The sequence below is a fragment of the Acidobacteriota bacterium genome, from assembly GCA_026393675.1.
Taxonomy (GTDB): Bacteria; Acidobacteriota; Vicinamibacteria; order Vicinamibacterales; family JAKQTR01; genus JBAXOX01.
The window spans coordinates 19,852-42,739 of the sequence record JAPKZQ010000010.1 but is presented as its reverse complement, the minus strand read 5'-3'; the positions used below and the strand labels follow the sequence as shown (position 1 = coordinate 42,739).

Sequence of the window (22,888 nt, the reverse complement as noted above, 5' to 3'; positions counted from 1 at the left end):
CTTCCTGTACCTGCATCGCTCGCTCCCAGACGGACTCGGCATACCCCATCGCGCCTCCTTCGGCTACTCGGGGTATCGTCCGCCATCGAAGCGGTCAATTCACTTGCTCTCGCGTACGGTCAAATCATGTACTCGCTACACCGACGCCAACATGGTATTGCCTCCGGAGGCGGACTCCAATATCGTACTGAAGCCGGTGCCGTCTCGTTTTCCGCGTCGACGCGCACGCGTCCCGCATTTCGATGCCGCCCGGCGGTCTTTACGTGGATGTCCAGCCCAAACCGATTCGAGAACGCCAGGGCTGGAAAATAGACTGTGGTCGCGTTCACCAGGCATTCTGAAGGGACAAGGAAATGGTCAGGATTCTCCGATTTGCCATCATTGCGCTATTCATCTCCGTCGGCATGAGCCTGGCGCAGACGCAGGCGCCAACCGCCGCTGGTGCAACAGGCTGGAAGGGCAAGAGCCGGATGGGCGGGACGGTCGGCGACGAAGCCGGGAAGCCCGTCCCGGGTGTGACGATCAAGTTCGTGTTTCTGCCCACCAATGATGGTCCTCCCGACGTCGTGACCACCGCCAAGGGCGAGTGGAAGGTCGAGAACATCGCCGAAGGCATGTGGTCGCTCGAGTTCTGGAAAGACGGGCTGGACCCACGACAGATTCCGGTCCAGGTCGGCGGCAAGGTCAGGGAGCCCTTCATCACGGTGAAGATGACCAAAGAGGGCACCGACCCCACCTTCGCGATAAGGACGGGCGCCGCAAAGGCCCAGGCCTTCTTCGATCAGAAGAAGTTCTCCGAATCGCGGGCGGTCTTCCAGGGCTTGCTGGCCAAGTACCCGACCGTGTACCAGCTCCGCCAGTACATCGCGCGCGACTATCACATGGAGAAGAACTACGAGAAGGCCATCGGGGAGTTGCAAGCCTACCTGAAGGACGTGCCGGCCGACAGACAGGTCAAGATGATGCTGGCGACCGAACTGCTCGAGGCGGGCAAGGGCGACGAGGCCTGGGCCATGTTCTCGACTTTCGACACGACCGTGCTGACGGACGCGCTGGACCTGGAGACGCCAGGCTTCGCGCTACTGCGCGCCAAGAAGCCCGTCGAGGCACTCAAGTACTTCGAGCGCGTCGTCGTGCTCTACCCGGACGACCCGCAGGCGTACTACTACCGGGGCCTCACCTACTTTCAGATTGGCGTGACCACTGAAAAGCCCAACACCCCGGAAGCCAAGGCCAAGTTCGAGGCGGCCAAGGCCGACCTGACCAAGTTCCTTGCCATGGTCCCGGACGCGGAGAAGAACACCAGCGACCCCAACAACAAGAACGCGATCGGCGCCAAGCAGATGCTGGCGGAGATCAAGTAGCCGTTCTGGCGGCACGCCTGTTCGTGTCTGCTGCGACCCTGGCCGGCGGCTGCTGGCCAGGGTCGTTTCGTGGTCGGTCGCTTGACACGCGCTCGCGCTCCATGCTCGTATTGGGGCATGAGGCGGGTCTTACGGGTTGCCGCGATCGCATGTCTGACGGTGGCCATGCTCAACGCAACGACAGGCGTCTGCCTGTGCCGCGATAAGGGCCCCGACTCCCCCGCCGATCAAACCGGATCCCACAGTTGCTGCCATCGCCGTGCGCTGGTGGTCAGCGGAACCGAAACGTCATGCTGCCAGATTGAACACGTGCCGCACGCGGCGACATCTCCCGATGTCGTGGTCGTCGCGCAGCCCGTGTTCGTCTCGACACCGATCCTCCAACTCGACACTCGCATCGCTGCGCCGTCCGTGATGGCGCTAGCGTATAGTCCATCCCCACCCGGTCGGGTCTTGCGCGTCTGATTGTCACACCGGAGGTGTCGGTCCACCTTCGGCTTACCGTATTCTTCTTCAGTTCGTGTAATGGGTTTCATGCGCGGGCGTCTGCCTGGTACAGGTTTCGCTGAACCGTTCATGGCCGCCTGCGGTGAAACCAGGGCGTTGGCCAGTCGCGGCGTGGAGGATTCATGAACGCGGTCCCGATTCGGAAACTTGTCGCGGCGTCGGTGGTCACACTGCTGCTCGTGGTGCCGTGGGCCGCCGCGGGACAGGACGCCCGACCTCAACCGGGCGACGATCCGGTCCTGCAGGCGCTGATCGTCGAGGCCCTCGCGCGCAATCCCGATGTTGCTGCCGTACAGGCGGCCATCAAGGCGGCACACGCGCGTCCCGGCCAGGTCGCAGCGCTGCCTGATCCGATGGTGTCGATGATCTTTACAAACGACGGCTGGGTGCCGAGCCTCGGCAGCATGCCGATGACGACGCTCGGCGTGATGGTGAGCCAGGATCTACCCTACCCGGGCAAGCGGCAGCAGCGCATGGACGTGGCGATGAGCGAGGCCCGCCAGAGTGAGCCGCAACTGGTGCGCGCACGTCTCGGAATCGAGGCCGCCGTCACGCGCGCCTACTACGGGCTGCTCCTCACTCGCGAGCTGGCCGAGCTGACGAAGGAACAACGCGAACTCTGGCGACAAGTCGAAGTGGTGACCAGGGCGCGGTACGCGGTCGGCCAGGGCGCGCAGCAGGACGTGCTACGCGTGCAGGTCGAAGTGACCCGCATCGAGCAGCGCGCCATCGAGCAGGCGTCCGAGGCCGAGTTGCGGCGCGCCGAGCTGAATCGTCTGCTGGCGCGGCCGATCGATGCGCGCCTTGATACCTCAGCCAGGCTGGCACTCCGGCCGCTGACCACATCGCTGCCAGATGCGGTCGAACAGGCCCGCACAGTCAGCCCGGAGCTGGCTGCGGCCAGGCTGGTGGTCGCCACCGAGCGTTCGGTGCTCGCGCTGGCGAAGCTGGACTTCAAGCCTGATTTCTCTGTTCAAGCCAGCTACATGAACCGGGGCGGCCTCGCTCCGATGTGGCTCGCCGGGGTCGGCGTGAGCTGGCCGTTCAACAAGGCGAAGCGCGAAAGCGCGGTCGCCGAGTCGCAGCTGCGCTCAGAGCGCGACAACCGCGTGATTGACTCGATCGACCTGCAGTTGCGGTTGCGGACGCAGGAACGATACACGCGAGCCCGGACGGCGGAGAAGATCATTGACCTCTACGACCAGGGCATCGTCCCGCAGGACCGTATGACGGTCGAGGCCGCAATCGCGAACTACCAGTCGGGCCGCGTGCCGTTTGTGTCCGTGCTCGAGGCGATGACCTCGCTCTACGCCGACCGCTGGACGCGGGAGAGCCTGGTCACCGACCACGCGCGACTGCTCGCAAGCATCAAGGAAGCCAGCCTCGATGCGTCACCCGAGATGACGACGGTCGGGGCCATGACCGCGGCCCAGCCATCCGGTGTGGCGGGTGGCGGCATGGGTGGACGCCAGGAGTAATGACGATGACACGTATGACACGAAACGGAGCTGTCGCAGCGGTGCTGGTGATGCTCGTGGCTGGTGGCCTGACGTGGGCCGGCTGCCGCCAGGCGGCCCAGTCCGGAACGCCGGCCGCCAACGCGCCCGCCGCGAAGTATCACTGCCCGATGCATCCGACGGTGGTCTCCGACAAGCCCGGCGACTGCCCGATTTGCGGGATGAAGCTCGTGCCGATCGAGCCGGCGTCCCAACCGGCCCCGGCGACCCACGCGGCCCCGACGACCGGAGGCCGGCGGATCCTGTTCTACCGGTCGCCGATGGATCCGACGATCCACTCAGACAGGCCGGCCAAGGACAGCATGGGGATGGACTTCCTCCCGGTCTACGAGGACGAGACCGCGCCGTCGGCTGCTGCCGTTGCGGGGCGGGCGGTGGTGTCGCTCACGCCTGAGCGACGCAGCCTGCTTGGCGTGCGCAGTTCGGAGGTTCGCCAGATGCGCATCGAGAAGTCGCTGCGCACGGTGGGCCGTGTGACGCCGGACGAGCGACGCCTCGCGCACTTTCACACCAGGTTCGAGGGCACCGTCGAACATCTTTACGTCGACTACACCGGCATGTACGTGAAAAAAGGCGATCCCGTGCTCTCGATCTACAGCCCGGAACTGGTCGCGACCCAGCAGGAGTACCTGCTCGCACTGCGGGCGCAGAAGCAGCTCGGCTCAAGCGCCATCCCCTCGGTCGCGCAGGGGAGCGCGAACCTGCTGGAGGCGGCGCGACAGCGCCTGCTGCAGTGGGACATCCGCCCGCAGGACATCGCCGAGGTCGAACGCACCGGCACGGTCAAGCGCACATTCGACCTGTATGCCGATGTCAGCGGTTTTGTCGTGCAGAAGAACGTCGTGCAGGGCATGCGCGTGATGCCGATCGACACGCTCTTCGATCTCGTCGATCTCTCGCACGTCTGGGTCCTGGCTGACGTCTACGAGTCGGATCTCCAGACGGTGCGTCTCGGGATGCCTGCCGACGTGACGTTCTCGTACCTGCCGGGGAGGACCTGGCGCGGCGCGGTCACGAACATCGCACCGACGGTTGAGGAGAAGACCCGCACCGTCAAGGTCCGGATTGACGTGGACAACACCGGCGGCGCGCTCAAGCCCGACATGTACGCCGATGTCCAGCTGCGCACCGACATGGGGACGGGCCTCGTCGTACCCGACAGCGCGATCATCGACACGGGGGATCGCAAGCTCGTGTTTCTCGATCGCCCCGATGGCGCCATCGAGCCGCGTGAAGTCGAGATCGGGGTCAGAATCCCGGACGGCTACCAGGTGCTGCGGGGCCTGGTAAAAGGCGACCGCGTCGTGACGGCCGCCAACTTCCTGCTCGACTCGGAGTCGAGCCTCAAGGCGGCGCTGTCGGCCATCAGTGCCTCATCATCTGCGTCGCCGGCGCGCGTGAAACGCTGAAGGGGACCCATGATTCAGGCCATCATCCGGTTCAGCGCGCACAACCGTTTCCTGGTGCTGCTTGCCACGGCCGTCGTCGTGGCCTACGGCATCTACACGCTTCAGCACATCCCCGTCGACGCCATCCCGGACCTGTCGGACACGCAGGTCATCATCTACTCGCGTTGGGACCGCAGCCCGGACATCATCGAGGACCAGGTCACGTATCCGATCGTCTCGGCGATGCTCGGCACGCCGAACGTCAAGACGATCCGCGGCTTCTCGGATTTCGGCTTCAGCTACGTCTACGTCATCTTCCAGGACGGCACCGACATCTACTGGGCGCGCAGCCGAGTGCTTGAGTACTTGTCGAAGATTCAACCGCTGCTGCCGACAGGCGTGAAGACGGAGATCGGCCCGGACGCGACGGGTGTCGGCTGGGTGTTCCAGTACGCACTCGTCGACGATTCCGGCACGCAGTCGCTCGCCGATCTCCGAACGCTCCAGGACTGGAACCTGCGCTATCGTCTGCAGTCCGTGCCGGGTGTGGCCGAAGTTGCCTCGATCGGCGGGTTCGTCCAGCAGTACCAGGTCATCGTCGATCCCAACCGCCTGAAGGCGTACGACCTCGCGGTCATGGATGTCTCCAACGCTGTGCGGACCAGCAACAGTGAGGTGGGGGGGCGCCTGCTGGAGCTCGCCGGCAAGGAGTTCATGGTGCGCGGCCGGGGCTATGTGAAGTCGAAGGGCGATCTCGAACAAATCGTGCTCAAGACGGACGAGCGGGGCACGCCCGTGCTCCTGCGCGACGTCGCCACCGTGGCCATTGGTCCCGAGATGCGCCGAGGCGTCTCCGATCTCGACGGCACCGGCGAGGCGGTCGGCGGCATTGTGGTGATGCGCCACAACGAGAACGCCCGTGACGTCATCGCCCGGGTGAAAACCCGCCTGAAGGAACTGGAATCCTCGCTGCCCAAGGGGGTCCGGTTCATCACGACGTACGACCGGTCCGAGCTTATTGAGCGATCGATCGAGAACCTGCGCGGTGAACTGCTCGCCGAGATCGCGATTGTCAGCCTCGTCATCCTGATCTTCCTCTGGCACATCCCGTCGGCCATTGTCCCGATCATCACCATCCCGGTAGCGCTGTTACTCGCGTTCATCCCGATGCGGCTGATGGGCATTTCGTCCAACATCATGTCGCTCGCGGGCCTGGCTATCTCGATCGGCGTGCTGGTGGATGGCGCCATCGTGGAGGTCGAGAACGCGTACAAGAAACTCGAACTCTGGCAGGAGGGCGGACGCCAGGGCGACTACCACGCCGTGCGGCTGGAAGCACTGCTCGAGGTGGGCCCATCGGTGTTTTTCTCGCTCCTGGTGATCGCAGTGGCGTTCCTGCCGATCTTCACCCTGGTCGACCAGGAAGGCCGCCTGTTCACGCCGCTCGCGTGGACGAAGAATCTCGCCATGTTCATCGCGGCGGGCCTGGCCGTCACGCTCGATCCCGCGCTGCGGATGCTCTTTACGCGGATGGACTTCCCAACGTGGCGTCCGCGATTCCTGTCGTGGCTGGTCGGACAGGTGACGGTGGGTCGCTACTACGCGGAAGAGAAACACCCGGTCAGCCGGATTCTCTTCTGGCTCTATGAGCCGGCGTGCCGTGTGGTGCTGCGCTTTCCCAAAACGACCATCGCGACTGCTCTGCTGATTGTCGTCTCCACCGTCCCGATCTACCTGAAACTGGGCCACGAGTTCATGCCGGCGCTCAACGAAGGCACGATTCTGTACATGCCGACGACGCTGCCGGGCATCTCGGTGACCGAGGCGGGCCGACTGCTGCAAACGCAGGATCGGATCCTCAAATCGTTCCCGGAGGTCGTGTCGGTGTTCGGCAAAGCCGGACGCGCGGAGACCTCGACCGATCCCGCGCCGTTCTCGATGATGGAGACGACCGTCGTGCTGAGACCGCCCTCCGAATGGCGATCGAAGGCGCGCTGGTACTCCGGCAAGGCACCTGAGTGGCTCCAGACCCTCGTATTGCGCCACATCTGGTCGGATCGCATCTCGTGGGACGAACTCACGTCCGACATGGATGCCGCCTTGAAGATCCCCGGCACGAGCAACGCCTGGACGATGCCCATCAAGGCGCGGATCGACATGCTGACGACGGGCGTGCGGACGCCGGTGGGCATCAAGATTTTCGGCGCCGACCTGAAGCAAATTGAATCCATCGGCACGCGCCTCGAGGAGATCCTCCGCGCCGTACCCGGAACGCGGAGCGTGTTCGCGGAACGCGCGGCTGGCGGGTATTTCGTCGATTTTGATCTGAATCGCGAGGCGCTGGCCCGGTACGGTTTGTCGGTGGGCGCCGTTCAGGATGTCATCATGTCGGCCGTCGGCGGCGAGAATGTCACGACCACGATCGAAGGCCGCGCCAGGTTCCCGGTCAACGTCCGCTATCCGCGCGGACTGCGCGATGATCTCGACCGGCTCGGGCAGGTGCTCGTGATGACGCCGTCGGGCGCGCAGATCCCGTTGTCGCAGGTGGCCGCCATCCGCACCGTGGCCGGCCCGTCCATGATCCGCAACGAGAACGGGCTTCTCGCAGGCTACGTGTTCGTGGACATGACCGAGAGCGACGTGGGCGGCTACGTGGAGCGGGCCCGCGCCGCGGTCGCCGCGGAACTGACGCTGCCCAACGGCTATTCGCTCGAGTGGAGCGGCCAGTACGAGAACATGCTGCGGGTGCGCGAACGGCTCAAGCTGGTCGTTCCGATCACACTGTTCCTGATCTTCTTCCTGCTCTACATGAACACGAAGTCCGCCTTCAAGGCCTCCATCGTGATGCTGGCCGTGCCCTTCTCTGTGGTGGGCGCCGTGTGGCTCATGTACCTGCTGGGCTACAACGTGTCGATTGCGGCGTGGGTGGGCATGATTGCGCTCATGGGCCTCGACGCCGAAACCGGTGTCTTCATGCTGCTGTTCCTCGACCTCTCGTACGAGGAGGCACGAAAAGCGGGGCGGCTGGCCTCGCGGAAGGACCTGCATGCAGCCATCATTCACGGCGCCGTCAAGCGGGTTCGCCCGAAGATGATGACCGTCACAGCCGCCATGATGGGCCTGATGCCGATCATGTGGTCGATGGGCACCGGCGCCGACGTCATGAAGCGCGTGGCAGCGCCCATGGTCGGCGGACTAGTCACCTCCTTCGCGATGGAACTGCTCGTGTATCCCGCCATCTATCTGCTCTGGAAGCAGCGGTCACTGACGAAGGCGTAGATCCGGATGAGTGGGACACGTTACGGCGCGGAATACCACGCGTCAGCGTGCGATCCGGGCCTGCCGGTGGAAACTGAATTGCAGGACAGGTGCTCGATGCCGGGCTGGCCTTCAACATGCTCGGCCTGGGCCTCGATCCTCAGTAGACCCAGGTCCCCGCCGTTCCCACCAAGTCCATCATGTAGTCGTAGACGACGACGCGCACGTAGCGCGTGTCGACCGGCACTCGCATCCGCACCTGATACGGAATCCACTTCTTCTTCACGATGTCGAACGTGGGCTTGTCGTACTCGAGATGTGCCACCTGCTTCTTGTAGGTGCCACCGAGAATCGACCGCTCGCCGTCCATGGCCAGCACGGCGATGACGATCCGACCAAGACGAACGCTCTTCCGGATCGTGTAGTAGAGGTGTGATGGGTCGATCAGCGCGTCGACCATCACCGTCGGCTGCCCGTCGCTCACCGAGAACGACGCCTTGAGTTTGACGTGGATGTCCGTCACGTCCTTCGGGAACGCCGCTGCCCCTTCTATCCGGTGGCGCGTGATGTACTCCTGTCGATCGAAGCCGGCAACGGTCGTGAACGAGTGGTACCCGTCCCGTGAAAGGATCGTCACGTCGCGTCGATTGACCTTGACCTCGATCTTCCGGTAGGCAGCGTCCCACTTGGTGTTAGACGGGTAGTACCCGAGCACGTACGTGTTCCGCGTGACGCTGTCGAGCCGTTCGAAGGCGAGCGATCCTGCTTCGCAGATCGACGAGGTCCCCCCTGTGGCCTCCGCGATGGCCCTCAAGCCCTGCCGTGCGAACATCGCGTCCTCTGACGGGTCGAGCCCGCCCGTCTGGATGACGTCGATCGCAACGCGTCCGTCGCTGGCGACGACGGCGAGGTCCTGCTCGTCTTCGCGACGGCCGACGTGCATACCCTGCTCGGTGACGAAGATCAGATGCTTCTCGCCCTCGATCTCACGCATGTACGCAATCGCGGCGTACAGGTTTCCCATATCCCGGAGCGTCTGGGCGTTGGCGGCAACGAAGTTGTCGAACGTCGACCAGGACAGAGCAGCCTGCGGTCCAAGGGCGGAATCAGCCTGTGGCGTGAGTCGTCCCGACGCGACGACCGCGTCCAGCGCAGCCTCGCCGCGTTGCCGAGCATCCCGCCTGGTGCGGTCGCCGCTTGCGGCATTCTCCGCCCGGCCGACGGTCGCGTTCTTCAGCATGTCCGATCCGCCGAACACCTTGTCGACCCGTGCCTGCACGGAGTCCGGCAGTTCCTGGCTGCCGTAGACTGCCGCCAGCCCACTGAACTGTTGGTCAATCTCGGCGGTGATAGCGCCGTTGTCCTCCCGGAACCGTTCGATCACCTGCACCACCTGTTCATGGTTGGCCGTGAAGTCGGTCGCGCGATCGTAGGCGAACACGGCAACCTGGTCCTGAGGCAGCAGGCGATCGCGCACGAAGGACAGGAGGGCGTCGAGCCCCTTGGACGGCCCCTGCAGGCGGCCGTTGCCAAGTACGATGAGGAAGACGCGCCTGGTTTGGGGCGAGATAGCCGTAGCTTGTTCCCAGACCGCACGCTTGGCCGCTGCGTCCGGGATGACAAGCAGTGGGTACGACCGCGCCGGGTCAGGCATCAGCGGCTGATTCACGAAGTGCTTGACCTCCTGGCGGACTCCGTCTTCCAGCAGCGTGAAGTCCTCCTGCCTCAGGTCGGTGACCGGCTTGCCGGTCCTGTTGTCGATGACGCGCACATCGACGGGTACGAGCGCGACGACCGTGCGAAACGTCGGCTTTGGCTGGCCGCCCTGGCGAGCCGAGGGTGTTGCCGCCGTCCGTTCAGCAGCAAGGGCCGCGACGACAGGGAAGAGCCGAAGGTCATGCCGCATCATTTCCGGGCCGATGAACACCGTCACCACAATCGCCGTCAGGTAGGTCAGTCGAGAGGCGATCGTTGATGGTCGTACGCGTTGCATGACTACGCCCCCTTGAGAGCTCTTGGAGAGGCATCCCACCCGAGATTTCCGATCTGACCATCCAAGATCGGCAAGATTCTACACCTACCGAGACGGCGCTTGGATCGAATCTCCCTGTCGCCTCGGACGCGCAACATCACACCCGCAACGGCACCAGCACTCCGGCCAAAGGCACGACTCCTCGGCACCATCTCGGACGCCGCTTCTGTGGAAGCAACGGTCGCTGCCGAAGACATAGCCAGGAATCGGGGCCAGCAAATGGGTCGGGTCACGTTGTTGCACATATTGGGTCGGGTCACGTTTTCGACGGAAATGTGACCCGACCCAAAGGCCTCGGGATTCGGGGTTCGGGGAAAGACACGTAGGGGCGACCCCCTCTGGCCGCCCGGCGGGCACGATCCTGGGATCGCCGGGCTCTAGACCACGGCAGAGCCACGCTGGAGCGTGGCGATCCCAGGCAAGGCGGGCAACGCCCCGGCCCGATTCTCTCTCAAGCCGGCAACGAAGAGGCCGATTACTACTGCGATGCGCTCCGTACGGGAGGGGTGCTTCTCTGCGCGGAGCTCAGGTGGGGACGGGTTAGTCTTCAACAGGTACGCAGTTTTCGCCAGTCTGTGGAGAACTAATCCGTTCCCAATCTGCTGGAACCTGGAGGCCGGAATGCGATATCAGCGAGCGGTGACGATAGCGGTCGTGATGCTGCTGACGATCGGGAGCGTGCCTGTCCGATCCCAGCAGCCGTCTGCCAGCCCACTGGATCGGCTCAAGGCCGGCAACGAGCGGTTCGTCAAGGATGCCGCCGCGTCGATGCCCATCAACACCGAGAAGCGCCTGGCGCAGGTCAAGGGACAGTCGCCGTTTGCGATCGTGTTGTCGTGTGCGGATTCGCGCGTACCGCCGGAAGTGATCTTCAACGCCGGCCTCGGCGAACTGTTCGTGGTCCGCACGGCTGGCGAAGTGGCTGACAAGGCGGTGCTTGCAAGCGTTGAGTACGGCGCCGAGCATCTGAACGCGTCGCTGTTGGTGGTGATGGGCCACGAGGCGTGCGGGGCGGTGAAGGCAGCCATTGAGAGCAAGCCTGGCGCGGCCTCGATGGGACCCAATCTCGATGCGCTGGTCGCGGCGATTAAGCCCGGGTTCGGACGGATGGACGCTCCTGCCGACATCGAGCACATCCGAGAGGCGATCCTGGCCAATGTCGAACAGGTGATCAACGACATCCTCTCGAAGAGCGCCATCGTCAAGCATCTGGTTGGCTCGGGCAAGCTGCAGGCGGTTGGAGCGTTCTACGAGTTTTCGACCGGGCGCGTGCGCTTCAGCGAGCCCGTGAAAGCCGAGGACGAACCGCAACAGAGAGCGGCGGCCGCGCACAAGTAGGAGCAAGCGCATATGTGTGGCATGGTTCCCAAGACGGCAGTCGTCGCGATAGCCGTGCTGGCGGTCGTCATCGGCGGGTCCCGCCAGGCGGCGTCAGCCGCGTCGACCGGCGCACCGGTCACACAGGCGGGACATCAAGCCGCTTTGCCGGCTGCGGCTAGACAGTCGCCTGGCGCCGATGCGAAGGCCCTTGCCGCCAAACTCGGGCACGACGCCGCAACGCCGGCGTCAACGGCCAAGCCGACGCCTGCCGCCGACACGAAGGCACCCGCCGCGAAAGCACCAGAGGCGAAACCCACACACGACGCCGCGACGCCAGCGTCAACGGCCAAGCCGGCCCATGTGGCCGAGTCTCCCGCCAAGAAGGCGGCGGCGAGAGCCGACTCGCAAGCGGCCGTCACCGAAACCGTCTCGCGCATTCGGGCGATGATGGCCGTTGAACAAGCCGCGAAGTCCGCGAAAGCCACTCCCGGGAAGGCCGTGTCCGGCGGCACCACACAATCGAGAATCGTTTTCCCAGCGACTCCGGTCGCCGCCCGCACGTCGCCAGAATCTCGCCAGGCTCCCGGGCCAGGCGGCGTGAGGCTCTTGTGGGATATCCCGCCCGTGCCCGGTGGCATCAGGCTGTCGTGGGAGGGCGACCTCGCCCCGCGCACCGCGATCACAACGGCGGGCCCTGGCGTCCGCCTCCAGTGGCCACCGCGGTAACCTGACCCCAATTTCTGCTGTCTGGATTCCGGCGTTCGCCGGAATGACGGGTTTCTTGATCGTCACCGCCCGCCGGTAGTTCTTCTTGATGCGTCATGCCGGCGGAAGCCGGGGTCCCCAACGCGGCAGCCGCGTTGGGGTGGCATCCGGCATCCAGCCCGGCCACCGGCCAGAGAAGGGGCTCTTCGTACTCGCCGCAGACGGGCGTAGTGGCGCAGCGAAGGCAGGCCGAGGCAGCCTCTACCGGCTGAACCAGAAACTCACTTTGGCCATCACGACGTTGTCGGTTGGGGCATGCACGAGGCTGGAGACATCCGACCCGAAGGCAAACTGCCCGGGCCGCGCGTAGTCTTCGCGCTGCTGGGTCCACACCAGGTAGAAGGTCGAACCGGGCGTGAACTCCCACCTGAAGACGGCGTTGACGCGAAGCGACTTGAAGTTGAAGTCCGGGTCGCCGAACGAAAACGGGGTCCCGGTGGCGCCACCGGTGGGGTTGACGTTGTAGGTGCCCGAACTGGGATCGAAGCCGATCGTGCCCAGATCAACGCCGTAGCGCAGGAAGGTGAAGGTCCGCGGCGCCGCCGCCTGCTTGAAATTGCCGTACCGGCCCACCGACAGGAGCGGCTGCGCAAAGATCTGCAGCGACATCCGCGGGCTAATCATGAGGTTGACGCGGGTCGTCATCGACCATTCGGCCTGGTCGATCTCGCCGAACACGTAGCGAGCACCGAAGGTCGCGGTGGCGGCCGCATCCGACGTCGTGGTGACGTATTGCGCCACGCCATAGGCGCGCAACAGCGACGGGCCGAGCTCAATGGTCAAGGCGGGGATCGGCTTCGCCGTGATGGTCACCGAGCCCGACGAATCCCAGGAGCCCGACGCGCCGGTTGAGTAACTGCCATTCACGTTGAGCCCAATGGGCTTCCGGCCGTCGCTGCTGACCGACGCCATGTAACTTCTGCCACCCGGCACACGCATCATCGGCCCGCCCCGCGTGAGCCGGTCGTCGAAAGAGGCGGCCGTGCCGATGAACGTCAACGAGGCGGACCAGTAGTTTCGAAAGGTGGCTGAGCCGCCGACGTAGACACCGTCGCTGATCTTCTCGTGCGCGAAATTCCACGTGTACCACTTAGCAACGATCAGTTGGCGGGATCGGCTGAACCGATCGGGCGTCGGCTTGAGCCAGACCACGCCGGCGTGCATACCCATCCGATCGGCGGACGTCATGAACCCGACGTCATTGGTCTCATACCCGGGGCTGACGGCCCAGAACGATGCGCTCGGTCGCACGCCGCCCGTGTTCCGCGTAAAGTCCATCTGGAGGTTCCAGCCCGTCAGTGATTGCAGAGCGGGATCAAGATCGAGGTGCGTCGCGTCTGGACGCTGGTAGTACCGCGCCGGTGCCCCTTCGAGCCGCGAGATGGCCGCCGCGGACCCCGCGACGCGACTGGCCGAGATGGCCCCCGTCACAACGTAGTCGCGTCCGCTGTTCAGGAAGGCGTGGCCGTCCACACCGACGACATACGCCTCGCCCACGAGGCGATCTCGAAGTCCGTCAGTCTGCAGATCCCGGTTCACCAGTGTCGCCAGCATCCCGATGCCGGCACGCTGGCCAATGTCCCGGTAAGCGCGCGCGGCGAGGTAGTTGGTCAGTGGTTCGGTCTCGACACGGCTTCGTGTTGCGCCGTTGGCGACATCGGCTCGCTCAACTGATGTCACCGCATCAACCAGATTGAACGTCCATCCGCTCGGCGTCTTGCCCGTGATCTTCGCGGCCCCGAGAATCGTCGTCGACGCCGGTGCATCGACAAAGTCCCCGCCGGCCGAGCCCTGTGGAGTGCGGCCGATGCGGCGAGAGTAGAACAAGGTCGGGTTCGAGCGATCGAAACTCATGGAGCCGGACGCTCCGTTTCGGCCAAACCGGCTGAAGAGCTCGGATCCTTCAATGAAGAACGGACGTTTCTCGTCGTAGAACGTCTCGAACGCCGACAGATTGACGACCGCCGGGTCGACCTCGACCTGGCCGAAGTCCGGATTGACCGTGGCGTCCACGGTCACGTTGCTCGAGACGCCCCATTTCGCGTCGAGGCCGACGCTGCCCGCAACGGTGTGCCCACTGGTAAACGGATTGCCCGGCTCAACGGTGCTGTTCGCCTCACCCTTCGCGGTGGCGTACGGCAGCAGGTCGAGATGCCGGCGGCCGCGAACGCCGTCGAGATCAGTCAGGTGACCCGATCGCGAGACGACGGCGCTGTCCTTCTTGGGCGCGAGCGACCACCAGTCTTCCTCGTTGGTCCGCGTGATCGTGCGGACGAAGTTCAGGCCCCACGTTTGGTGATCCGAAGCGGAAAACCTGAGCTGCGAAAACGGGATCCGGACTTCCGCCGTCCATCCCTGGTCATCGTTCGAGACGGCGGCCTCCCACACGCCATCCCACGAATCATCCTCGCCCGAATCATTGAAAAGGACACCGTCGCGGAGACTTCCGGCCGCCGTGACAGCGAACAGCGCGCCCGTCAGATGATCGTGGTGGGGATCGATCCCGATGATGAGGGTGTCGGCAATGCCGCTCGAATCGGCATCCCGTCGGGTGAGCCGGCGGGCAATCTTCCCGGCCTCGCGGTCGAACATCCGCGCGCCGAAGTAGATCGCGTCCGCGTCATAGAGCACGCGAACCTCTGTCCGTTCGGTGGCGGGCTTGCCCTCGTCGGGATCGCGCTGGATGAAGTTGGTCGCAGGCTCGGCACGCTGCCAGTCGGCTTCGTCGAGGCGGCCATCGATGACGATGCGGCTGGCGGCCTTAACAGCCCGGACGCTCGGCACGGCCCCGGATGTGGCGACGGCCGCAGCCTGCTGCCCCGCAGACACGTTTGAAGAGAAGAGGATAAAGAGGAGGGCGCCGAAGACGCCGCCCACCGTGCGAATAGCCGATGTGCCTGCCACCGCCCCTCCTGACTGGTTACCTTGGACTGGGCCTTGGGAGTAGGACGGATGTGCGGGCGGAAAGGTTCTATCGCCCCGTGTAGCGGAAGCGCTCGGCGATCATCTTGAAGACCTCCTGGTACTTCTCGTAGATCGATCCGGGCGTGTAGTAGCTCATCAAGACGTAGTAGCCCGGATAGTCGAGGACGACCGTCGTGTGGCGGATCGGCACCGTGTTGCCACCACTTCCGCGAACCGCGTAGGTGCCGCGCACAAACCGCACCGGTGTGCCGTCGTTGGCCTGCTGGCGCTCGACGCCCTGGACCCGCGCCTGTGTCTTCCGCCCGAGCGTGCTCCGCACGCTCTCGGCCACATCGTCAATCGACAGCCCCGATCGCTTCGGCTCGAATCCCAGTTCCACCGACACTTCGTACGACTCGGTGCCTTTCGGGCCCTCGAACACGAGGGTCCCGGCTTCCGTCTTGCGGCCGCCCCAATCGGCGGGAATCTCACCGCCAAACGGCACCGCATCCATCGTGAATGGGCGCGTGGCACCGCCCTCCGGCGTCCGGCCAGTGGAGGTGGGCGGGGTTGGCGGGGTCGATGGCTGATCCAGCGCGGGCCTCAACAGACCAGTGGCGTCGGCCGGGGGCGGCAGGCTCGCCAGCCGTGTGCGCATCTGGTTAAACTCAGGCGACGAGACCCTGGTGTTCCGCTCGGGCAGCAGATCGATGTAGGCGTTGATCGTGTTGAGACGATCGATCGAGAACGGATGCGTCCGGCGCATCAGGTCCCAGTTATTCCGAGACGAGGGCGCCAGGGATTCGAGTTTCTGGAAGAATGACGCGAACCCGCGCGGATCGATGCCCGAGTCGAACGTGATGTGCACCGCCAACCGGTCGGCCTGATCCTCGGCCTCGCGGCTGAAGGTCAACTGGCCGTAGCCAGAGCCCGATTCCGACATCGATCCCAACCAGCGCAGGAACCGGTTGTTCGAGTTCTTGAGGTTCTCGGCCTGTTGCTTATCGAGCCCCTGCTTGGTGAGCTTCTTGGCCGAATGGTGCGCGACGGAGTGACCGATTTCGTGCGCGACCACGCCCGCCAGCTCGGCCTCGGTGTCCACCACCGACAGCAGCCCGCGGTTGATGAAGATGAACCCGGGAATGGTGAACGCATTCACATCGGCGGTGTCGAGGACGAAGACCTGGTAGTTGGTCGGGAAGTTCTTGGCGTGCGACACGAGAATCTGACAGAGGTTCTTGATGTAGCCGTTGACCGTCTCGTCTTTGAGTGAGGCGAGCCCTGTCTTGGACAGTTGGCTGACATAGTTCTGTCCGAGCTGCAGTTCCTGCTGTGGCGTGAGCGCATTCACGCTTCCACCGCCCGGGTTCTCGGCAATCTCGTAGTACTGCGCGAATTGATCCTGCGCAACGGCGAGCAGCGCGAGCCCTTCGTTCTTGTCGGTCGGCGACAGCCCCATCCGCGTGTAGCGCTGCCACATCCGCACGGCTTCGCGGAAGTTCTGGCGATCTTCGTACGCGGCGGCCAACCCGACCAGTGCGCGCGTCGTTCGTGGATCCGCTTTGTAGACCTTCTCGTAGCGCTTGATGGCGTCGTCAGGCTTGTGGAGCTTCAGGTACACGTAGCCGAGGGAGAACAGGTACTCGATGTTGTTGTCGTCTTTTCGTTCCGTCGTCCGGAACTCCTTCTCGGCTTCCGCCCAGGCGCCCTGCTGCACGAAAACGAGGCCGCGGTCATAGGCCGCTGTGCCGTCGATGCGGTCCTTCTCCTTGGTGGTTTTCGACGCGGCCGCCGTGGTTTCCGCGCCCCGGGGCGCCAGGATCCGGTCGATGACCTCAGCGCGCTGGGCAGGCGTCATCGGTCCGCCGGGCCTGGCCGCCTGGGTGGTGGAGGCTGGCTGGTTCTGCGCCTGGGGTCGCGAGGTCGCGCCCGTGGACCCCGGGGCCTGCGTCGGCGACATCGCCGTCATCTGGAAACCGGCTTTGATCCCGTCAAACACCGGCGTCAGCAGCGGCGCGTCCTGCTTCGGTGCAATCGCCATGATGGCGTAGAACACCTGGCTCTGCGCGCCGCCGTCGCGGGGAAACAACGTCATCTGGTAGCGGCTGGTGTCGTCGTCGAATTCCGCGACGAGCGCCATCCGCTTCTGGAACACGTTGAACGTCTGCGACACGGCCTTGCGTTTCGGATCCTCGAACATCTTCGCGAGCATCCGGGCCAGCGTGCTTTGGACGTCGACGGGCCCATCCTCCTGGCGCAGCAACACCATGAAGGCCACGTCATCGCGGCCCGTTGGTACGATGGAGGCGGCGATCTCGGGGTCGATGTGCTCCTGCCACCCTGCCGGAATCGCAATCGAGAAACCGGACGCCGGACGTTGCAGCACGGTGGGGCCAACCGCCTGCGCCATCGCGTATCCGGCCGAGGCCACCACGCATCCGGCGGCCATCGCCACGACGAATCGCCGACTCGCCAGAATGCCTAACCTGGATGTCCGTCTCACGACGCGCCTCCTGCGAGCCCTCAGCCCAGGGGGTTCGAGCCGTTTCGCTCACGAGAATTGTAGTCCGACCGGGTCACTCGCGCTGCAGGTTGGTGTGCTGTGTCCCCCGCAGTCCAGCGGCGCGGCTGGGCTCTACGAGCTTCCGGTGGTTCACGAACGCGACCTGTTCATTCATAATGATGCAGCAATGGGGCCTGGCCCTGGTTCTCATCTCAGTTTCATCATCAAGATCATACCCCTGTGAATATCACCCAGGATCGTCCACTCCGCGCCAGGTTCATCCTCGCCTTCTGGCTTCCGCTGGCGGCCACATGGCTCATGATGGCGATCGAGGGACCCTACATCGCCGCCATCATCGCGCGGATGCCCGATGCCGCGTACAACCTGGCGGCATACGGCGTCGCGTTCGCGCTGGGGTGGCTTGCCGAATCGCCGATCATGATGCTGCTGACGGCCTCGAATGCGCTCGTCGGCGGCCGCCAGTCGTTTCTCGCGCTTCGGCGATTCACGTACCTGTTGAACGCGGGCGTGACCGCGGTGCTGGTGGTCGGCGTCATCCCTCCTGTGTTTGCATTCCTGACCGGTCGACTGATCGGCCTGCCGCCCGAGGTTGCGCGCCTCGCGCACATCGCGACCGCACTGTTGATTCCCTGGCCCGCGGCGATTGGCTATCGCCGCTTCTACCAGGGCATTCTCGTGCGTCACCACATGACGCGGCGCGTGGCCTATGGCACGGTGATCCGGTTGACGTCCATGTCGATGACGGCCGCGGGTCTGGCGTTGACCACCGGGCTGCCGGGCGCGGCGATCGGTGCCATCGCGCTGTCGGCTGGCGTGATGGCGGAAGCGGCCGCGAGCCGATGGATGGCGCGGCACGTGGTGGCTCAACTCCTTGCGGCGGCCGAGGCGCCGTCGGGGTCAGCCCTGTCGCTGCGCGAGATTGGCCGGTTCTATTATCCCCTCGCGCTGACCTCCGTCATCTCGCTCATTACACTGCCGCTGGTCACGTTCTTCCTCGGCCACAGCCGCTCCCCCATCGAGTCGCTCGCGGTCTGGCCGGTCGTCAGCGCATTCGTGTTTCTCTTCAGAAGCGGCGGCATCGGGTACCAGGAAGTCGCCGTGGCATTGATCGGGACACGTCACGATCACGTCCCCGAGGTACGGCGCGTGGCCGGACTGCTGGCTGCTACTTCCACCCTTGCGCTCGGCGTCATCGTCTTCACGCCGATCGCCGACCTCTGGTTCCGGGTGGTGGCGGGATTGCAGCCCGATCTGCGTGCGTTCGCGATCGGGCCTGCGCGCGTCCTAGTGCTGCTGCCAGCGCTCGAGTACCTTCTCTCGTTCCAGCGCGCGCGTCTGATTGTCGCGCGGAAGACGCGCCTGGTGACGCTCGCCACCGCCATCGAAGCTGGCTGCCTGGCGACGGCGCTCTTCATGTGCGTGGGGACGTTTAACCTCGTCGGCGCCCTCGCCGCCGCCATTGCCGTCATGCTCGGCCGCCTGGCCGCCAACACGTTCCTGCTGATCCCGGCAAGTACGTCGGCTCGCGCCTGACTAGACTTCTTCTAGTGGCCACACCGTGCCGAATGAAACGAGTTTCCGTCTTGAGACTGGGATGAGAAAATGGGTCTGACCTTAATTTCCGGGGTGCGGCGGTGGAGCGGTTGGCGCTTGCTGCTGACGTGCGCGATCGGGCTCGTCATGAGCGTCCCGGGAGCACAGCAAACGGCTCACTCGTCGAGCGGACAGACGCGGCGCGGCTGCGTGGCCACGTCCGCCGCGCTCGATACGATCGTGCGCGACGTGCACGATCGGCAACGGAATGTGGGCCTGTCGGCCACCGTCCTGCTGCGGGGACAACTGGTCGCGACGTGGTCGCTCGGGTTCGCGGACGCTGAGGCGCGCCGGCCGGTCACGTCGCAGACGCGATTCGGCATCGCGAGCATCACGAAAGCCTTCACGGGCATCGCGCTTCTCAAGGCGGTCGAGCGGGGACGGATCGATCTCGATGCGCCGATCCAGCGCTACGTGCCGGGCTTTCCAGTGAAGAATGACGGTGCCATCACGCTGAGGCTCCTTGCCGCTCACCTCGCGGGCATCCGGCACTGGGGCGATGAGCGGAACGCCACGCTCTACGCCAGGCATTTCAACAATGTGGCCGAGATCCTGCCGCTTTTCCAGAACGACCCACTGCTCGCGCCGCCCGCATCGAAATACAGCTACTCGAGCTACGGGTATAACCTCATCGCTGCCGCCATTCAGGCCGCGCAGGGCATGCCATTCCAGCGATTCGTGCAGTCGGCAATCCTCGAGAGGCTCGACCTTCGCAACACGGGATTCGACGATGTCCGGCGGCCCAATCCGGGCATGGCGCGACGCTACTCCTTCTACGACCCCGAGAGCGGCGCGGAGTTGCCCACGCTGGCCCGAGTGCCCGATTGGGACTACAGCCACAACATCGCCGGCGGGAACATGTCTTCCACGGCTGAAGACCTCGTGCGCTTCGGCCGCGCCATCCTGACGCCGGGGCTGCTGTCCCGAGCCTCGGTCGAACTCCTCCAGCAGCGGCCAGTTGTCCAGGGTGTGGAATCCCCGATGAGTTTCGGGTGGTTCGTCAGCCCCTCAGGCACCAAGCCACGCGAACTGCACATCACGGGGTCGAATGCGGGTTTGCAGGCTGCGCTCTACGTGTTTCCGGACGATGATCTCGTCGTGGCGGTGCTCGCCAACACGTGGGGCATTGGATCGCGATCCGGCGAGATGGTCGAACTCCCGATCCGACTGGCACGCTTGTGCCTTTCTGGCGCGCCGCAGTGAGCAATGGGGCCTGGCCCCTTTTCTCATGTCAGTCTCATTTTCGCGAGCCGGTCTACTTCCCCTTGCGGGCCGTCACGGGCCCAGCCGGCGTCGGCAGCACGAGCACGGTCTCGCCACCGGCCGTCTTAAACGAGAAACGCTGCTCGGCACCGCCCATCTCGAGCGAGTAGGCGGCAAAGGTCCGGTCCGACACCGGCAGGTAGCGCAACGCGGGAAGTTGTGGCGTGCCGCGGATGGCCAGGAGTCGACGCGGGCCCCAGACGTAGATGTTGAAGACCGATGCCTTCTCGAACTCGAGCCGCACAATCGTCTGGACGGTGTCGCCCTCTCGTGGAACCGTCGCCAGCACACTCGACTTCACGAAGCGCCCGAGCCGTCCCTCACGATCACGCATCATCCCGGCTTCCTGCGTCTTGACTTCTTCGAGCGGCATGTCGCCGCCCATGGCCTCGTGCAGGCCCGTCACGTCTCCCTTGAAGGAACGTGACGAGATGTCGGCCGTCCGAACCGTCAGCTGGGCAAACCGTTCGGCCTGTCCCGCCGGCGGTGGGGCGAGCGCCGACATGGCTTCCAGATCACCCACGCGCACGGCAAGTGCGTTGCCATCGGCGGCAATAGTGATCGCGCCGCCTTTCGGCAACACCCAACGGCCGGTCAGCGGCGCGAGCCTCTCCGGCGCCATGTTGACGACCGCCGGGGGCATCGATACTGCTCCACCAAAAAGGATCCGCTCGAGGATCTGCACCACGGGGCTCGCCTTCATCTCCGCGTTGGTTGACGTCAGGAAGAGCATTGCGTCTTCCTCGGGGAATCTCATGAACTCCGTCACGTAGATCCCGTTGCCTCCGTTGTGCTGAACGACCGTGGTCCCGCGCGGCGTCTTACTCACGACCCAGCCGTAAGCATAGAACGAGCGTGCGGCGGGCCCCTCGGCGACGTACGGCTTGAAGTACTTGGCGCGCGCCTCCCTGGATAGCACGGCATCGCTGTCAAGCGCGCGGTGCCAGGCGAGCATGTCGGCCAGCGTCGTGTGCAACGCGCCATTGCCGCGCAACATCCAGTAGGGGGCGTCGGGTGCCTCGATGCGCTGGGCGATGGTCCCCCAATCTTGGCCGTCGCGGTACCCGTGCGCGATGCGCGACTTTGCCCACGCCGGAGCCTTGTAGCCGGTCTCGAGCATCCCCGCCGGTTTGAGCACGTGCTCGATGAGATAGGCCTCGTAGGATTGGCTGGACACCTTCTCCACGATCGCGGCGAGCAGGCTGTAGCCGGCGTTCGAGTACTCATAGCCATTGCCCGGTTTGAACAGGAGCTTCGACTGCAGCGCGCGCCGCACGTACTCCTCGCGCCCGACGGGCTCGTAGTCGGTCGGGCTGAAATCCGATTCGAGACCCGATGAATGCGTCAGCAGATGATGCAGGGTGATGGACGCCTTGTCGGCAGGCACGCCGTCCAGGTACTTGCTGGCCAGGTCGCTGACCGAGAGCTTCCCCTGCATCTCCAGTGTCAGGATGGCAGCGGCCGTGAACTGCTTGGTAATGGAGCCCAGGCTGTACACGCTGTCGGTGGCGAGCGGCGTCTTCTGCGCCCGGTCGGACAGGCCGTACGACTTCATCAGCAGCACGTCCTTGCCGCGCACGGCGAGCGCGCCACCGGAAAAGCCAAACTGCTCGATCCGGGTCAGGTACTCGTCGAGCCGCTTGCCGACATCGCCGTTGACGACGGGCCGATCGTCGGCACCCGCCACTGGCGTGCTCGACGCGATGGCGATGATGGTGAGGACAACGGCGATACGGGCGGCAACGCGCATGGGCCTCTCCCGGGTTCCAGTTCCAGCTACTATTGCACTTAAGACGCCGACGGACCTTCCAGAGTTCGGTGGGGGCAGTGACTGTATCGTCGGCCGTCGTGACAGACGGTTTCAGCACCCGCTCTGGCGACCGGAAGACGGGCCGCCCACGCAGGGTCTGAACCCGTCTCCATGAAAGGGAGGAAGTATGCGGAATCCGGGCCAGTGGCTCATCGCCCTGCTCGTGGGTGCCATCGGGATCACGGCTGGACCGTGGGCGATAACGGCCTCAGCCCAAGAGGCGGTGTTCGTCGTGCGACACGCCGAGCGGCTCGACAACTCCAACGATTCTCCGCTCTCGCCCGATGGCCACGCCCGGGCGGCCAAGCTGGCCGCGCAACTGGGCGACGCCCGCATCACCGCGATCTTCGTGACGCAGTTCGCGCGCACCGCTGAAACGGCCAAACCGCTGGCCGATCTCCTGGGCCTCCCGCTGCAGCCGATACCCGCGGCACGGACGCCAGATCTCGTCGCCAGACTGCGGGCGCTTGGCTCGCACGCCCGCGTGCTGGTCGTGGGCCACAGCGATACAGTCCCGAAGATCCTGAGGGCGCTGGGCTCGGCCGAACAGGTGACCATCGCGCCCGACGAATACGACAATCTCTTCATCGTGCTGCCACGCGCAAGGGTCGCGCCAATCGTGCTGCGGCTGCGCTACTGAGCT

The 22,888-nt window shown here is 64.9% G+C and carries 13 protein-coding genes; 9 read left to right on the top strand and 4 right to left on the bottom strand.

Features of this window, described 5'->3' with window-relative positions; translation table 11 throughout:
* Nucleotides 1-353: 353 nt before the first annotated feature.
* From NT151_03825 to NT151_03810, 4 genes are all read left to right on the top strand, one after another.
* Nucleotides 354-1,364 carry a tetratricopeptide repeat protein gene (locus NT151_03825; GenBank protein MCX6538052.1) on the top strand — a complete coding sequence of 337 codons (1,011 nt, stop codon included), beginning with the start codon at nucleotides 354-356 and terminating at the stop codon, nucleotides 1,362-1,364.
* A 629-nt stretch (nucleotides 1,365-1,993) separates the two neighbouring features.
* Entirely contained in the window at nucleotides 1,994-3,349 is a 1,356-nt protein-coding gene (locus NT151_03820) for a TolC family protein (protein MCX6538051.1), read from the top strand.
* A 5-nt stretch (nucleotides 3,350-3,354) separates the two neighbouring features.
* On the top strand, nucleotides 3,355-4,797 hold the full coding sequence (locus tag NT151_03815; GenBank protein MCX6538050.1) for an efflux RND transporter periplasmic adaptor subunit: 1,443 nt from the start codon (nucleotides 3,355-3,357) through the stop codon (nucleotides 4,795-4,797).
* Nucleotides 4,798-4,806: 9 nt separating this feature from the next.
* The gene (locus NT151_03810) at nucleotides 4,807-8,055 is read left to right on the top strand and encodes a CusA/CzcA family heavy metal efflux RND transporter (protein ID MCX6538049.1); all 3,249 of its coding nucleotides are present in this window, start codon (nucleotides 4,807-4,809) and stop codon (nucleotides 8,053-8,055) included.
* A gap of 139 nt (nucleotides 8,056-8,194) precedes the next feature.
* Here the strand turns inward: NT151_03810 and NT151_03805 are convergent, their stop codons facing one another.
* Nucleotides 8,195-10,027, bottom strand: a complete 1,833-nt coding sequence (locus NT151_03805; protein MCX6538048.1) for a VWA domain-containing protein — start codon at nucleotides 10,025-10,027, stop codon at nucleotides 8,195-8,197.
* Between the two features lie 660 nt (nucleotides 10,028-10,687).
* On the opposite strand from NT151_03805, the gene NT151_03800 reads away from it, so the two are divergent.
* The gene (locus tag NT151_03800) at nucleotides 10,688-11,404 is read left to right on the top strand and encodes a carbonic anhydrase (protein MCX6538047.1); all 717 of its coding nucleotides are present in this window, start codon (nucleotides 10,688-10,690) and stop codon (nucleotides 11,402-11,404) included.
* 12 nt (nucleotides 11,405-11,416) lie between these two features.
* Nucleotides 11,417-12,112: a hypothetical protein gene (locus tag NT151_03795; GenBank protein MCX6538046.1), complete on the top strand. Its 696-nt coding sequence runs from the start codon at nucleotides 11,417-11,419 to the stop codon at nucleotides 12,110-12,112.
* Between the two features lie 240 nt (nucleotides 12,113-12,352).
* Here NT151_03795 and NT151_03790 read toward each other — a convergent pair whose 3' ends face one another.
* On the bottom strand, nucleotides 12,353-15,055 hold the full coding sequence (locus NT151_03790; GenBank protein MCX6538045.1) for a DUF5916 domain-containing protein: 2,703 nt from the start codon (nucleotides 15,053-15,055) through the stop codon (nucleotides 12,353-12,355).
* Between the two features lie 67 nt (nucleotides 15,056-15,122).
* Nucleotides 15,123-17,558: a M48 family metalloprotease gene (locus NT151_03785; GenBank protein ID MCX6538044.1), complete on the bottom strand. Its 2,436-nt coding sequence runs from the start codon at nucleotides 17,556-17,558 to the stop codon at nucleotides 15,123-15,125.
* Between the two features lie 240 nt (nucleotides 17,559-17,798).
* Here NT151_03785 and NT151_03780 point away from each other — a divergent pair, with 240 nt between their 5' ends.
* Nucleotides 17,799-19,112, top strand: coding sequence for a hypothetical protein (locus NT151_03780; GenBank protein MCX6538043.1), 1,314 nt, complete (start codon nucleotides 17,799-17,801; stop codon nucleotides 19,110-19,112).
* A gap of 69 nt (nucleotides 19,113-19,181) precedes the next feature.
* The gene (locus NT151_03775) at nucleotides 19,182-20,375 is read left to right on the top strand and encodes a serine hydrolase (protein ID MCX6538042.1); all 1,194 of its coding nucleotides are present in this window, start codon (nucleotides 19,182-19,184) and stop codon (nucleotides 20,373-20,375) included.
* Between the two features lie 52 nt (nucleotides 20,376-20,427).
* Here NT151_03775 and NT151_03770 read toward each other — a convergent pair whose 3' ends face one another.
* Complete coding sequence (locus NT151_03770; protein ID MCX6538041.1) at nucleotides 20,428-22,185, bottom strand: serine hydrolase; 1,758 nt, start codon at nucleotides 22,183-22,185, stop codon at nucleotides 20,428-20,430.
* 187 nt (nucleotides 22,186-22,372) lie between these two features.
* On the opposite strand from NT151_03770, the gene NT151_03765 reads away from it, so the two are divergent.
* Entirely contained in the window at nucleotides 22,373-22,885 is a 513-nt protein-coding gene (locus NT151_03765) for a phosphoglycerate mutase family protein (GenBank protein ID MCX6538040.1), read from the top strand.
* Nucleotides 22,886-22,888 lie beyond the last annotated feature (3 nt).

Excerpts from the sequence above, each read along its gene's own strand:
- NT151_03825 (MCX6538052.1), top strand. The coding sequence starts at position 354 with ATGGTCAGGATTCTCCGATTTGCCATCATTGCGCTATTCATCTCCGTC.
- NT151_03815 (MCX6538050.1), top strand. The coding sequence starts at position 3,355 with ATGACACGTATGACACGAAACGGAGCTGTCGCAGCGGTGCTGGTGATG.
- NT151_03800 (MCX6538047.1), top strand. The coding sequence starts at position 10,688 with ATGCGATATCAGCGAGCGGTGACGATAGCGGTCGTGATGCTGCTGACG.
- NT151_03805 (MCX6538048.1), bottom strand. The coding sequence starts at position 10,027 with ATGCAACGCGTACGACCATCAACGATCGCCTCTCGACTGACCTACCTG.
- NT151_03820 (MCX6538051.1), top strand. The coding sequence starts at position 1,994 with ATGAACGCGGTCCCGATTCGGAAACTTGTCGCGGCGTCGGTGGTCACA.
- NT151_03810 (MCX6538049.1), top strand. The coding sequence starts at position 4,807 with ATGATTCAGGCCATCATCCGGTTCAGCGCGCACAACCGTTTCCTGGTG.
- NT151_03770 (MCX6538041.1), bottom strand. The coding sequence starts at position 22,185 with ATGCGCGTTGCCGCCCGTATCGCCGTTGTCCTCACCATCATCGCCATC.
- NT151_03795 (MCX6538046.1), top strand. The coding sequence starts at position 11,417 with ATGTGTGGCATGGTTCCCAAGACGGCAGTCGTCGCGATAGCCGTGCTG.
- NT151_03775 (MCX6538042.1), top strand. The coding sequence starts at position 19,182 with ATGGGTCTGACCTTAATTTCCGGGGTGCGGCGGTGGAGCGGTTGGCGC.
- NT151_03765 (MCX6538040.1), top strand. The coding sequence starts at position 22,373 with ATGCGGAATCCGGGCCAGTGGCTCATCGCCCTGCTCGTGGGTGCCATC.